This window comes from Amycolatopsis sp. NPDC004079 (assembly GCF_040610415.1).
Taxonomy (GTDB): Bacteria; Actinomycetota; Actinomycetes; order Mycobacteriales; family Pseudonocardiaceae; genus Amycolatopsis; species Amycolatopsis halotolerans.
In genome coordinates, this window is sequence record NZ_JBEXMH010000031.1 from 36,182 (window position 1) to 49,510 (window position 13,329).

The 13,329-nt window shown below is 70.5% G+C and carries 10 protein-coding genes and 1 pseudogene; 8 read left to right on the forward strand and 3 right to left on the reverse strand.

The features are described 5' to 3' along the window. The first annotated feature begins 73 nt into the window (after positions 1-73). Positions 74-3,448 (forward strand): S8 family serine peptidase, encoded by a 3,375-nt coding sequence (locus ABZX37_RS28290; protein WP_354744539.1) that lies wholly within the window; start codon positions 74-76, stop codon positions 3,446-3,448. Between the two features lie 63 nt (positions 3,449-3,511). Here the strand turns inward: ABZX37_RS28290 and ABZX37_RS28295 are convergent, their stop codons facing one another. Together ABZX37_RS28295 and ABZX37_RS28300 are read right to left on the reverse strand one after the other, a co-directional pair. After that, the gene (locus ABZX37_RS28295) at positions 3,512-4,447 is read right to left on the reverse strand and encodes a LysR substrate-binding domain-containing protein (protein ID WP_354744541.1); all 936 of its coding nucleotides are present in this window, start codon (positions 4,445-4,447) and stop codon (positions 3,512-3,514) included. Further along, complete coding sequence (locus ABZX37_RS28300; RefSeq protein ID WP_354744543.1) at positions 4,423-5,376, reverse strand: LysR family transcriptional regulator; 954 nt, start codon at positions 5,374-5,376, stop codon at positions 4,423-4,425. Before ABZX37_RS28300 ends, ABZX37_RS28295 begins: the two co-directional genes overlap by 25 nt. A 227-nt stretch (positions 5,377-5,603) precedes the next feature. Here ABZX37_RS28300 and ABZX37_RS28305 point away from each other — a divergent pair, with 227 nt between their 5' ends. The 6 genes and pseudogenes from ABZX37_RS28305 (at position 5,604) to ABZX37_RS28330 (ending at position 10,976) form a co-directional block, all read left to right on the forward strand. Next, positions 5,604-6,287, forward strand: coding sequence for a tRNA-dependent cyclodipeptide synthase (locus ABZX37_RS28305; protein WP_354744545.1), 684 nt, complete (start codon positions 5,604-5,606; stop codon positions 6,285-6,287). 137 nt (positions 6,288-6,424) lie between these two features. Next, positions 6,425-7,420, forward strand: a pseudogene (locus ABZX37_RS28310) (cytosine permease); the annotation flags it as partial. Positions 7,421-7,564: 144 nt separating this feature from the next. Then, the gene (locus tag ABZX37_RS28315; protein ID WP_354744668.1) at positions 7,565-7,966 is read left to right on the forward strand and encodes a rhodanese-like domain-containing protein; all 402 of its coding nucleotides are present in this window, start codon (positions 7,565-7,567) and stop codon (positions 7,964-7,966) included. Positions 7,967-7,977: 11 nt separating this feature from the next. Beyond that, the gene (locus ABZX37_RS28320) at positions 7,978-8,442 is read left to right on the forward strand and encodes a thioredoxin family protein (RefSeq protein WP_354744547.1); all 465 of its coding nucleotides are present in this window, start codon (positions 7,978-7,980) and stop codon (positions 8,440-8,442) included. A gap of 61 nt (positions 8,443-8,503) precedes the next feature. Further along, positions 8,504-9,667: a S8 family peptidase gene (locus ABZX37_RS28325; protein ID WP_354744549.1), complete on the forward strand. Its 1,164-nt coding sequence runs from the start codon at positions 8,504-8,506 to the stop codon at positions 9,665-9,667. A gap of 148 nt (positions 9,668-9,815) precedes the next feature. Then, positions 9,816-10,976 (forward strand): MFS transporter, encoded by a 1,161-nt coding sequence (locus tag ABZX37_RS28330; RefSeq protein ID WP_354744551.1) that lies wholly within the window; start codon positions 9,816-9,818, stop codon positions 10,974-10,976. Positions 10,977-10,991: 15 nt separating this feature from the next. Here ABZX37_RS28330 and ABZX37_RS28335 read toward each other — a convergent pair whose 3' ends face one another. Beyond that, positions 10,992-12,062: a TetR/AcrR family transcriptional regulator gene (locus ABZX37_RS28335; protein ID WP_354744552.1), complete on the reverse strand. Its 1,071-nt coding sequence runs from the start codon at positions 12,060-12,062 to the stop codon at positions 10,992-10,994. Positions 12,063-12,159: 97 nt separating this feature from the next. Between ABZX37_RS28335 and ABZX37_RS28340 the strand changes: the two genes are divergently transcribed. After that, a complete protein-coding gene (locus ABZX37_RS28340; protein ID WP_354744669.1) occupies positions 12,160-13,296 on the forward strand; it encodes a cytochrome P450 in 1,137 nt (378 codons plus the stop codon). Positions 13,297-13,329: the final 33 nt, after the last annotated feature.

The window sequence follows — 13,329 nt, forward strand, 5'->3', positions numbered from 1 at the left end:
ACTCACGAACCCTTCTAGCAGGAAGTGGGAACTGCACATGGGGCGTTCCTCGCGATCCGTTCGCGCCCTAGTCATGGCTGCGACCGGCAGTCTGGTGCTGGCCGGGGTCACCCAGCCGGCGCAGGCTGGGCCAGCCGCGGCTACGGCCGACACGACGCCGCAATCGGTGATCGTCGTCCTCTCCGACCAGCTGCCCAGCGCGCCGCCCACCAAGGCGGCCTCGGGCACTCGCCGCGCCAAAGCCACCCAAGAACAGGACTCGGTGCTGGCCAAGCTCGCCGGCTCGGCACCGGCGAAGGTCAAGCACTTCGCTCTGGGCAACGCGTTTTCCGCCACCGTCACGCCCGCGCAGGCCGCACAGCTCGCGCACGACCCGGCGGTCGCGCAGGTGCTGCCGGACAGCAAGGTGACGCTGCCGGACGCCAAGCCGAGCGCACCGGCCGCCGCGCCGAAGGCAGGCGGACCGGCCGCGTCTCAGGCCTTGCCGAACGCGACCTGCCCGAGCGACCCGGCGAAACCGTTGCTGGAGCCCGAAGCGCTGACCTCGATCCGCGCGTACAGCACCACCGGCGGGAAGAGCGCGTCCGACCTGGCCAACGGGGCCGGGGTGAAGGTCGCGTTCCTCGCCGACAACATGGACCCGAACTATGCGGACTTCATCCGTCCCGACGGCAGCCACGTGTTCTCGGACTACCAGGACTTCTCCGGCGACGGTCCGAACACGACCGACGCCGGGGCCGAGGCCTTCGGCGACGCTTCGTCGATCGCCGCGCAGGGCGTCGTGGTCCACGATCTCTCGAAGTTCGTGAACGAGAAGCACCCGCTCCCGGCGGGCTGCAACATCGTCGTCAAGGGCGTCGCGCCGGGCGCGAGCCTGGTCGGCCTGAACGTTTTCGGCAAGACCGCCACGAACTCCGCGGTGCTGCAGGCGATCGACTACGCGGTGACCGTCGACCACGTCGACGTGATCAACGAGTCGCTCGGCCTCAACCAGTACCCGGATTCCAGCTCCCGCAACCTGTTCCAGGTCTTCAACGACCAGGCCGTGGCCGCGGGCGTCACGGTGACCGCCTCCAGCGGCGACGCGGGCACCACGTCCACGATCGGCAGCCCGGCCACCGACCCGCTGGTGATCTCCACCGGCGCGACGACCGACAACCGGCTGTACGCGCAGACCGGCTACGCGGCCTTCCCGTTCTCCAACGGGAAATGGGTGAGCGACAACATCTCCGCGCTGTCCTCGTCCGGCATCACGCAGAACGGCCGCACCATCGACCTCGTCGCGCCCGGCGAGGGCAACTGGGCCGACTGCGCGCCGGCGTACTCGGAATGCCGCAACTTCAACACCGTCCCGCAGCCGACCGACCTCGAATCGTTCGGCGGCACCAGCGAATCCGCCCCGCTGACCGCGGGCGTCGCCGCACTGGTGATCCAGAGCTACCGCAATGCGCACCACGGCGCGTCGCCGTCGCCCGCGCAGGTGAAGCAGATCATCACCAGCACCGCGCGCGACCTCAACCTCCCCGCCGACGAGCAGGGCGCTGGCCTTCTCGACGCGCGCGCGGCGGTCGAAGCCGCGCTCACCGCTCCGGGCTCGACCGGGGTGCCGGCGGGAGTCGCGTCGAACATCTCGCTGTCGGCCGACCAGCTGACGCTGGAAGGCGCGCCGGGCAGCACGCAGCAGGCGTCGGTGAACGTCACCAACTCGGGCACCAAGCCGCTGACGGTCAGCACCGGCACGCGGACGTTCTCCCCGATGGGCACGCAGGCGCAGACCACCGCGTTCGACTCGACGAAGCTGCCGACGTTCCCGTACTACAACGGCACGAACTGGGCGTACAAGAAGGTCACGTTCTCCGTGCCGAACGGTGCGCAGCGACTGCTCGCGCGGATGGCGTGGCAGGGCAGCCCGAAGTCGGTCAACGGCCAGTCGGTCACCCCGGTGGTGCGGCTGACGCTGCTCGCGCCGGACGGCACTTTCGTCGCCAACAGCCGTCCGCAGGGCGGGGCCGCCACGGCGAACTACGCCAATGTGGACGTCACGCGGCCGGTCGCGGGCACGTGGACCGCGGTCCTGTACTCGGCGTCCGGACAGGCCGGTTACACCGGTGACGTCCAGCTCGCGACCACCGCGCAGCGCGCCGTCCCGTACGGCCAGGTGTCGCCGCAGATCCTGGAGCTCAAGCCGGGCCAGACCAAGCCGGTGCACGTCTCGCTGCAGACCCCGGCGAGCGGCGGCGACGCGGACTACTCGATCACCTTCGGCAGCTCCGACGGCCACCAGACCTCCGTGTCGGCCGTGCTGCGCAGCCTGATCCCGACCAAGAACGGACCGGGCTCCTTCAGCGGCACGATCACCGGGGGCAACGCGCGTGCCCAGTCGCCCGCGCAGACCTTCTCCTACGAATTCGATGTGCCGCGCGGCAAGCGGGACCTCGACGTCGCGGTGAAGCTGCAGGACCCGGGCACGCTGCTCGACGGCGTCCTGGTCGACCCGAACGGCGAACTCGCCGACGTGAACAGCAACGCCTTCCTCACCTCGGCCACGACGGTGGGGCAGGGCACCGGGTTGCAGCTCGTCGACGCGAACCCGCTGCCGGGCCGCTGGCACCTGGTGCTCGTCGTGCAGAACCCGGTGACGGGCAAGCAGATCGACCAGCCGTTCACCGGAACCGTCGGCTTCGACCAGGTCTCGGCCAGCGCCCCCGCGCTGCCGCAGTCCGCGTCGCTCGCCGCGGGCAAGGCCGTGACCGTGCCGGTGACGGTGCGCAACACCGGAGTCGAGCCGATCGCCATCGGCGTCGACGCGCGCACGAACGCCCGGCAAACGCTGCAGCCGCAGCCGATCCAGGGTTCGACCGAGGTCAACCTGCCGGAACTGAACTCGGACGCGCCGGTGTACTCGATCCCGCCGGAGACGAGCAAGTTCACCGTCGCGACGTCCTCGACGGTGCCCGCGCAGGCGGAGATCCAGGGTTCGGCGGCGGGCATCGACGTGCTCGGCGACCTGAAGTCCGCCCAGAACGGCAGCACGGTGTCGGTCGCGACGATCGGCGAGAAGACCGGGTATGTCACCAAGGGCGTCTGGTTCGCCGACGTGCAGGAGATCGGCCCGTTCGGTCCGGAAGGCGCGCCTGCCGGGCATTCGAGCTACACGGCGTCGATCCAGACGGCGGGCTTCGACGGTTCGGTGACGTCGTCGACCGGCGACCCGTACGGCCAGTCGGTGGACCCGAACGGCACCGGCGGCACGCCGCAGCTGGTGAAGCCGGGCGAGACCGCGACCGTGCTGGTGACGATCACGCCGTCGGGCAACCGCGGCGACAAGGTGGCCGGGCACCTGAACATCGTGACCGTGCCTTCGCTGCCGACCGGCGCGACCGGTCTGCCGCAGGTCGGAACCGGTGAGGTGCTGACGACTCTGCCGTACAGCTACCGCATCGGCTGATTTCGCGTTCCGTGAGGGGAACCCTGAGGGACTCTGAGTCCCTCAGGGTTCCCCTCACGTACGTCACGTGATGAGCGCGCGAAGGGATTCGGCGTGTGCGCGCGTCATTGCCGCACGGACGCGCGGGACGCAGTCGGCGAGCGGCCCGTCGTCTGTCCAGGCGAGCACGAGAGTCGAATTCGTGGCCGCGCAATGCAATGGCCGGTAAGCGGTGTCCGGCATCGGCCTCGTCGGCGGAGCCGTGACGGTCAGAATTCCTGCCCCGTAACCAAAACACAACACCGCCCATTCGCTGTTGGCGTAGCAGAGCCGCGGATCGGCACCGGCGTCGGCGAAGGCCGCTAGCAGTGCGCGCGTCCGAGGCTGCACTGCCTGGTCGAGAAGAACGCAGCGCTGCCCGGACAGCGCGGCCGGGGTGAGCGAGTCCGGAATGCCGAGCGGATGTCCGGGCGGAATGCCGACCACCAGCGGTTCCGTGGCTACCGACACCCATTCCAGGGGTCGTTCCCGCACGGCGTCCTGACGCAGCAGGCCGAGGTCCAGTTCGTCGCGGAGCAGCGCTTCGGCCAGCTCCGCCGCCGATTCGCCGGCCCGTACCGCCAATCCGGCGCCAGGATTGCGCAGGCCCACCTCGCGGATCAGCCGCGGCAGCACGGGCGTCAGCACCGAACCGATCCGGATCTGCGCCGCGGGGCGCTCCAGCCCGGCGCGAGCGGCGGTCAGCATCCGGTCGAATTGCGGCACCACCGCCGAGGCGTGTTCGAGCAGGAGCTCGCCGGTTTCGGTGAACAGCTTCCCGTCCGGTTCCGCGGCCAGCAGCGCGGCGCCGACCATCCGTTCCAGCCGCCGGATCCGCGGCACGAGTTTGGCCGGGGTGGTCCCGAGCGCGGTCGCCGCGGCGGCCAAGCTGCCCGCCTCGGCGACCGCGACCAGCAGCTTCAGCTGCCGCAGCTCGAGGTCCGCGCCAGTGCGGATCAGCTGGTCCGGGCGGTCAGCCACGGCAGTTCCCCCGGAATCGCGCGCGGACCGTCGAAGCCGCCCCGTTCGTCGTGATAGGCGTCCAGGATCAACCCGGCCAGCAGCACAGCCCGCCCCGCGACCGGACTGTCCTCCCGGTACAGCAGGAAGTGGCTGGTCCGTGACCGCAGGCCGGTGACCGGCCGGTGCACCACCCCCGGGGCGAGCGGGCGCGAAGCCTGGACGAGCGTGACGTCGCCCTGGTAGCGGACGATCTCGTCGCGCGGGCCGGAGACCGGCACGTAGTGGGCGATCACCGGGGCGAACCCGTACGGGCCGCACACCCGGGCCAGGAACTCGCGGCAGCGGTCCGGCCCGGTCGAGGAGATCCACCGCTCGTGCTCCAGGTCGGCCAGGTCCACCTCGCGGCGGGCGGCGAGCGGATGCCAGTCCGGGAGCATCATCAGCAGCGGGTCCTCGGCGAGGTCGATCCGGCCGGTGTTCGCGGGAAGCGGCACCTCGCACTGTTCGGACAGCACGGCGAGGTCGAGTTCGCCGCGGCCGAACCAGCCGAGCATCTCCGCGGTCGACTCGGCGGTCCGGATCTCCGCCCGGTCGCCGAGCCCGGTCGTCTCCAGCGCGCGGAGCAACGGGCCGGACAGCACGGTTTCCGACCAGCCGACCCGCAACGCGCTGTCGCGCTGGGCGCGGTGCTGCGCGAGAGCGGGCCCGATCCGGGCGGTGCGCGCGAGGATCCCGTCCGCGTAGTCGAGGATCAGCTGCCCGAACGGCGTGGGCCGCACCCCCGCGCGGGCGCGTTCGAACAGCGCCCGGCCGAGCAGTTCCTCGATCCTGCGCAGTTCGCGGCTGAGGGCGGGCTGCGGCAGCACCAGTTCGGTGGCCGCGCGGTTGAGGCTGCCCGCTTTGGCGATCGCCTGGAGGTGGCGCAAATGCTTGAGTTCCAACTCCACGAAAGTCCACGATATGACTCCCGCCGGGACGAGTGCACCGGCGAAAGTGTGGCAATCGCCCGACCAAAGTAGGAAATCCTCTTTCCGAACTGCCGCGGCCGTCGTCCCGCGACGGCATAACCGGCAGGCATTACCCGCGCCGCCCGGATCCCGGCACAGTGAGCGCACCAGACCCGCACCGCCGGGAGAAAACGCGGAATCGAGACGAGAAAAGGTGGAGATTTCCCATGTTCGACGCGACTCCGCTGTCTTCCGGCTGCGCCCGCCTGTATCCGGACGTCCGGCACGCCTGTGTCGGGGTGAGCCCGTTCAACGGCTATTTCACCGCGGAACGGCTGACCCGGCTCGCCGCCTGGACCGCGGACCGCTTCGCCGAGTTCTGCTTTTTCGTCCCGGACGAGGTCACCGCCTACACGCTCGAAGCGCTCGGATACCCGCCGGCCAGGGCGAAACAGAAGGCGCACCGGCAGTCCTGCCACGTGCACAACAAGATCGCCGCCGCGCTGCGCGCGCTGGACGTGCCCGACCCGGAGAGCCGGATCCTCGGCATGGCCCGGCTGCGCGAACTCCCCGCCTATCGGCGACTGCTGGCGTCGGCGGAAAACCGCTTCGAAACCGACGGCGCATTCCGCTCCGCCTGCTACGGCGCTTCCACCTGGGTCCTGCAGGGCCGGACCGGAAACGTGCCGGACGAGCGGGCGCTGCGGCTCGCGGTGCGCTACTTCCTCGCCGAACTCCCGTTGTTCGCCGGTTCCGGGCTGATCACCGGAAATCCGCGGTCGATGTTCGTCTACCACCAGCGGGTGCCGTTTCTCGAGAAGTTCTTCGACCGGGAATTCGCGTTCCGGCCCGAGCCGGGCCAGGGTTTCCTGGTCGTCGCCGAAGCCGCGCTGGAAGCGACCGGACGATGAGCGACCGCCACGACGACTATTCGCTGACCCGCGTCCCGGACGCCGCCCGCCGCTCCTGGCCGTCGGTCGCGGTGCAGCGGTTCGGGCAGGTCTCCTCGTTCCAGCAGTTCATCGTCGGCGCGCTGCTCGGCTACGGCATGACGTTCTGGCACGCGGTGCTGGCCATCACGATCGGCTCGGTGCTGCTGGAGGTCATCACCGTGCTGCTCGGCATCGCCGGGGTGCGCGAGGGACTGTCCACGTCGGTGCTCGCCCGCTGGGCCGGGTTCGGCCGGAAGGGCTCCGCGCTGGTCGGCCTGCTGGTCGCGGTCAGCCTCGCGGGCTGGTTCGGCGTGCAGAACGGGGTGTTCGCGCACGGGATGCGCGCGCTCGGCGGCGCGCTGCCGGAATGGGGCTGGGCGCTGGTCGGCGGGGCGGCGATCACCGTGATCACCGTCTACGGCTTCCGCCTGATGGCCTGGACCGCCTACCTCACCGTGCCCGCTTTCCTTGTGCTGGCCGGGTATTCGGTGCTGGACGCGCTGCACACGCACTCGCTCGCGGGCCTGGTCGCCGCTCCCCCGCCGGGACCGCCGCTGTCGCTCGGCGCGGCGACCACGCTGGTGTCCGGGGCGTTCATCCTCGGCGCGCTGATGACCCCGGACATGACGCGGTTCAACCGCACCCGCGGCGACGTGGTCAAGCAGACCGTGCTCAGCGTGACGCTCGGCGAGTACCTGATCGGGCTGATCGGCGTGCTGCTCGCGCACGCCGCCGCGACCTCGGACGTCGTCGGCATCGTCACCACCTCGTCGGGGCTGCTCGGCACTCTCGTGCTGGCCACCGCGATCCTCAAGATCAACGACTGGAACCTGTACTCCTCCTCGCTCGGCCTGGTCAACGTCGTGGACGTGCTGTTCGACCGCAAAGTCAGCCGGGTGCGCGTGGTCCTGGTGCTCGGGGTGTTCGGCACCGCCGCGTCCGCGCTGGGGATCGCCGACAATTTCGCCGGGTTCCTCACCGCGGTCGGCGTGCTCGCCCCGCCGGTCGCCGGGGTGCTCATCGCGGAGTACTTCGTGCTTCGCCGGTGCCGTCCCGTTTTCGCCGCCCTGCGCCGCGGACAGGCGGTCGCCGGTCGCGACTGGGAACCGGCCGCACTCGTCAGCTGGACCCTCGGGACCGCTTTCGCGCTCGTCTTCGACTTCGGGATTCCCACGATCAACTCGGTGGTCGTGGCGTTCGTCTGTCACCTCGCGGCGGGCCTGCTGGCCCGCCGCCGGAACCCGGGAGGAACCGGCATGCTGCCGCTGATCGGCCGCCAAGAGCTGAAAACCGCGATGGACGAGGGCACGGTGATCGTCGTCGACACCATGCCGCCCGACTACTACGCCCGCGAGCACCTTCCCGGCGCCCGCAACATCCCCGGCTTCCCCTACGAGCAGGCCGCGCGGTTCACCGACGAGCACGCGCCGGGGGTGGTCCCGGACAAGACCGCGGCGATCGTCGTCTACTGCGCCAACACCCCTTGCCGCAACAGCGAATTCGTCGGCGCCCGGCTGCTCGAACTCGGGTACGCCGACGTCCGCAAGTACCGCGAAGGAATCGAAGACTGGGTCGAGGCCGGGCATCCCACCGAAACCGGCCCCGCCCCCGAAGCCCCGGCGCGCCCGGCGCCGGTGCCGGTCAACCACCCCGAATAGAGGAGAAGAACATGGGAACCAGAATCCGGATGTTCGCGGCCGTCACGGCGATCACGGCGGGATTCCTCGGCGGTGCCGCGGCGACTCCGGCGGGCGCCGCCCCGGCGTCCTACGTTTCGCTGGCCCCGCAGGACGAGACCGTCATCGACGTCACCTCGGCCAACTACGACCAGGTGATGGAGATGTCCAAGACCAAGCCGGTGGTGCTGGACTTCTACGCCAGCTGGTGCGGTCCCTGTCAGAAGATGGCCCCCTACCTGGAGAAATACCACGCCGCCGACAACGGCAAGTGGATCTGGGCGAAGGTGGACCTGAGCGAGCAGGGCCAGAACAAGGACGTCGCCGACAAGTACGGCATCGAGTACATCCCGACGCTGATCGACGTCTCCAGCGGCCAGGAGAAGGGCAGCCGGGTGGTCGGATTCGACGAGGGCAGCGGCCCCGACGACCTGCGCACCTGGCTGAACGGTCTCTGACATCGACGACCGCCGCCGAGGCTCCCCGAGGTCCCGGCGGCGGTCCCCCGAAGGGATAACCATGAAACGCACCCCGAAAGCCGTCGTGCTGGCGGCGCTTCTCTGTGTCGCGGCCGGCACGGTGGCGCCCGCGGCGGTCGCGGAAGACACCGCGGTGTACATCGTGCGGCTCAAGCCGATGGACAAGGACAAGGACAAGGTCACCGCCGCCGCGAACGCGCTGATCGCCAAGTACGGCGGCACGCTGCGCCGGGTCTACTACTCGGTCTCGCAGGCGTTTTCCCTTTCGCTGACCAAGGAACAGCACGACAAGTACCTGACCGACGCCGCAGTCACCACGGTCGGGGCCAACCAGGTCTACACCGCGGCCGGGACCCAGGACAACCCGCCTTCGTGGGGACAGGACCGGATCGACCAGGCGGACCTCCCGCTCGACGGCAGCTACACCTACCCGAACACCGCGGCCAATGTGCACGTTTATGTGCTCGACACCGGGGTGCGCACCAGCCACCACGACTTCGACGGCCGCGCGCACGCCGCGTACGACGCGGTCGATCCCGACAACGACCAAAGCGGATCGGACTGCAACGGCCACGGCACGCAAGTCGCGGCCGCCATCGCGGGCCGCCGCTACGGGGTCGCGAAAGAGGCTTCGGTCGAGTCGGTACGCACTCTCGGCTGCGACGGCACGGGCACGTCCGAGGAGATTCTGTCCGCTTTGGACTGGGTGAACCTCAACGCACAGCGCCCGGCCCTGCTGAACCTCAGCTTCGCCGGTCCGAGCGGCACGGTCCTCGACATCCAGCTCTACAAGATGACCCAGAACGGCCTCGCCTACACCGTCGCCGCGGGCAACGGCGACGGCAGCACCGGGGTGAACGCCTGCGACGTCACGCCCGCCCGGCAGACCACCGGGATCACCGTGGGCGCCACCGATCAGGCCGACCACCGGGTGCCGTCGTCGAATTTCGGCAGCTGCGTGGACCTTTACGCGCCAGGCAAGGACATTCCGACGGCGGACAGCACCGGCGACTGCGCGTCCAGCGTGGTTTCCGGGACGTCGATCGCTTCGGCGGAAGCCGCCGGGGTGGCTGCGATGTTCCTGTCCGCGCATCCGGACGCCACGCCGGACCAGGTGGCCAAGGGCATGACCGACGCGGCCACGAAGGACAAGGTCGTCGATCCCGGCGACGGATCGCACAACCTGCTGCTGCACACCGCATAACCGGTCGCGGCCGGGCCACCCCGCGCCGGACGTTTTCGGCCCGGCCGCACCGCACTCCGCGACAGCACGACCAACGCGGTCGCCAAACACCACGCGACGAACCACACAACCCGCGCGGCCGGGCCGCCACGACCCCGAGGACCCCGCCATGGACGTCACGGCACCGCCCGGCCGCACCGCGCTCCCCCTCCCCGCCCTGCTGGCCCTGGCCGCCTCGGTGTTCCTGGGCTGCCTGACCGAGATCGTCCCGGCCGGAATCCTGCTCCCCGCGGCGGCCGACCTCGGCGTTTCCCCGGCCGCCGCGGGACAGCTGGTGACGGTGTACGCGATCACCACGGCGCTCACCGCGCTGCCGCTGACCGCGGCGTCGGCCCGGATGCCCCGCCGGAAACTCCTGCTCCTGCTGGTCGCTGGGTTCGTAGCGACCAACTTGGCGATCGCGCTGTCCCCGTGGTTCGCGCTGGTGCTCGCGGCGCGGGTGGCCTCCGGGGCGCTCACCGGGATTCTGTGGTCCCTCGTGGCGAACTACGCCATGCGCCTCGTGCCTGCGGAGCGTGCTGGCCGCGCGCTCGCCGTCGCGATGGCGGGCACCCCGGTCGGTTTCGCGCTCGGAGTCCCGGCCGGTGCCGCCCTCGGCGAACTCGTCGGCTGGCGCTGGGTGTTCGCCGGAATGGCCCTCGTCGCGGCGCCGCTGCTGTGGTGGATCGTGGCGGTGGTTCCCCCGCTGTCCGGCGAGGAACCGGGTGCGCGGACGAGTCTCCGCGCAGTGCTGCGCACGCCGGGGCTACGCCCGCTGTTGCTTCTGGTGATCGCATTCTCGCTGGCGCACAACATGTTCTACACCTATCTCGGACCGTTCTATGCCGGTCGCGGGCATCTCGCGCTGTTGAGCGCCGGGCTGTTGCTGTTCGGCGCCGCCACGGTGGCCGGGCTTTGGCTGGTGGGGCTCGCCCTCGACCGGCATCCCCGCGCCGTGCTCACGTGCTGCGCCGCCGTCACCGCTTGCTGTTTCGGGATACTGGTCTTCGGCGGCCGCGATCCGGCGCTGCTGCTGGCCGCGTGTGCGTTGTGGGGCTTGGCTTTCGGCGGCGCGCCGACGTCGTTCCAGGCGGTCACCGCGGTCCTGGCCGGACGCCGTGCCGACATCGCGCAGTCGCTGACCATCGCCAGCTGGAACGGAGCCGTCGCGGGCGGCGCGCTGATCGGCGGCGTCCTGCTCGGCACGGCGCCCGGCGCACTGCCCTGGACGGCTATCGCGCTGATGATCGTGCCGGTTTGCCTTTCCCGTTTTGTTCTCCAGAAACGGTGAAACGCCGGTCAGCTTTCAGCGCCCTTCCCCGGATTCGGCGGGCACCGGGCTGGTAGCGGCGGCCTGGCAGGCACCGAAGCCCTCGGCACGCAGCAGAATATGTCCATTGTGGACCCGGATCGCGGTCTCGGTCGCGTCGCTCACCGCCGAAACCCCTGCCGCGGCAGCCACCGCGCCGGTCTCGTCCACGATCACGCGCACGTTCGGCCACGCCGACTCCGGGCACGAGCGCTTCAGCAATCCGCGCAGATCCGCCAGCACCAGATTGGTCAACGGCACCAGCTCCCCCGGCTGACCAGTCACCACCACGAGCGTGACCTCGCCAGCCGCACGCAAGGCCTCCTCCACCGCGGACAACCGGTGCAGCCCGATCACCGCGACCACGCCGTCGCCGTCGATGCGCGCCGGGCGTTCGCGCAGAGCGTCGAAAACCTCTGGCGGAGACCAGGATTCCCCGGCCGCCCGCGCTTGCGGCACGATCGGCGGCTCCGGCCAGGTGTCGCTCAGTCCTAGCGTGGGCAACGCTTCGCACGCGCGCACGACGTTGAACGGCTCGCCGAAACCGGGTGCCGCGGCCGCGAGCTGACTCGCACCGTGCAGCATCGTCAGCGCCGCTTCCGCCACCCGCACCAACCGGCCCGACGACGGCGAAAGCCGTTCCAGCGCCAGGCCGAGCACAATCGCGTCGAAGCGCAGCAACTGCGCGTACGGCCGGTGGGTGAGTTCGTCGGCGAGGATTTCCGGCAGCAGGTCGACGCCGAGGCGCGCGTCCAGGTCGGTGGCCAGCGGCAGCCGGGCGACCCACGCGCGGGCGAACGCGCCGAGCGCTTCGGCGGGCGTGAGGCCGGGGTCCGGTTCGGGCGGCTGGGCGGCGAACCGCTCCGCCTCGGCCGCGAGCACGGCGAAGTAGAGCGCGCGTTTGCCAGGGAAGTTGGAGTAGACCGCGCCGCGGGTGAGCTCGGCGCGCTCGGCGATCACGTCGATCTTGGCGTCGCGGAACCCGCGCTCGGTGAACTCGTCGCGAGCGGCGGCCAGCACCTTCGCCCGGTTGCGCTCCTGCGTCTGCGCCCTGGTCAGCCGCGCCATCGTGAGTCCTCCCGGTCCGCTTCCTTGCCAAGATACCGCCACCATTCATATGATGAGATCATCTGAATTGCCCATCTGGAGGTTGCTGGTGTCTGCCCTGGTCCCCGTTCCCGAACTCGACCTGACCGATCCGGCCGTCACGAACGACCCGTTCACGACTTACGGCGCCGCTCGCGAGCAGGGCCCGCTCGCCAAGCTGACCGGCCCCGGCATCCCGCCGATGTGGGTGCTGACGCGGCACGCCGAAGCCCGCGCGATGCTCACTGACCAGCGGTTCGCCCTGAGCGAGGCCAGTTACCAGCGGCCGGACGTGCCCGAGCACTGCCGTCCTTACCTGCGGACCATGCAGGAAATGGAGGGCGCCGAGCACACCCGGCTGCGCCGTCTGGCCACGCCCGCGTTCGCCGCCCGCCGCGCGCTGGATTTCCGTCCGGAGATCGAGAAAATCGTCGCCCGGTATCTGGACGCGCTGCCTTCGGAAGGCCCGGTCGACCTGCTGACCGAGTTCGCCCAGCCGCTGCCGATGGAGGTCATCTGCGCGCTCGTCGGGGTGCCGGAAGCGCAGCGGCCGCGCTGGCACGAATACGGCGCGGCGGTCGTCCAGGTGTCCGGCGACGAATTCGCCACCGCCGTGCCCGGGATCATCGACAGCTCGCGGACTTTGGTCGCGCATCCCGACAGCGCGATGCTCGCGCATCTGACGGATGCGGGCCTGACAGAAACGGAAGCCGTCGCGTTGGTCTGGCAGCTCGTTCTGGCCGGGCAGACGCCGGCGAATTTCATCGCCAATTCCGTGGAAACCCTGCTGGCGCACCCGGATCAGCTCGAACTGCTGCGCACGGAACCGGAACTGTGGCCGGGCGCGGTCGAGGAATTGATGCGCTGGTGCGGTTCGCAGCTGCTGACGATTCCCCGGCGGGCGACCGAGGAGCTGGAATTGTGCGGCGTGCGGATCCGCGAGGGCGAGCCGGTGACCGCGTCGATCGCGGCGGCGAACCGGGACCCGCGCGTCTTCGAAGATCCGGACCGCTTCGACGTGCGCCGCTCGGCGGGCGCGCACCTCGGTTTCGCGCACGGGCCGCATTTCTGCCTCGGCGCGTCGTTCGCGCGGGTGCAGGCGGAGGTGGCGCTGACCGCGTTGCTCGACCGGTTCGCCGGACTGCGTGTCCTCGAGGCGAAGCGGGTACCCGACCCCGGAACCTGGCGGCTCGCCGGACTGACCGTCGATTGGTAACGCCCTCGATCGGGTGAGGTCCCGGCGACGACG

Bases quoted from the DNA above. Each gene is read 5' to 3' on its own strand.
- ABZX37_RS28320 (WP_354744547.1), top strand. From the start codon at position 7,978: ATGGGAACCAGAATCCGGATGTTCGCGGCCGTCACGGCGATCACGGCG.
- ABZX37_RS28330 (WP_354744551.1), top strand. From the start codon at position 9,816: ATGGACGTCACGGCACCGCCCGGCCGCACCGCGCTCCCCCTCCCCGCC.
- ABZX37_RS28315 (WP_354744668.1), top strand. From the start codon at position 7,565: ATGCTGCCGCTGATCGGCCGCCAAGAGCTGAAAACCGCGATGGACGAG.
- ABZX37_RS28325 (WP_354744549.1), top strand. From the start codon at position 8,504: ATGAAACGCACCCCGAAAGCCGTCGTGCTGGCGGCGCTTCTCTGTGTC.
- ABZX37_RS28335 (WP_354744552.1), bottom strand. From the start codon at position 12,062: ATGGCGCGGCTGACCAGGGCGCAGACGCAGGAGCGCAACCGGGCGAAG.
- ABZX37_RS28290 (WP_354744539.1), top strand. From the start codon at position 74: ATGGCTGCGACCGGCAGTCTGGTGCTGGCCGGGGTCACCCAGCCGGCG.
- ABZX37_RS28305 (WP_354744545.1), top strand. From the start codon at position 5,604: ATGTTCGACGCGACTCCGCTGTCTTCCGGCTGCGCCCGCCTGTATCCG.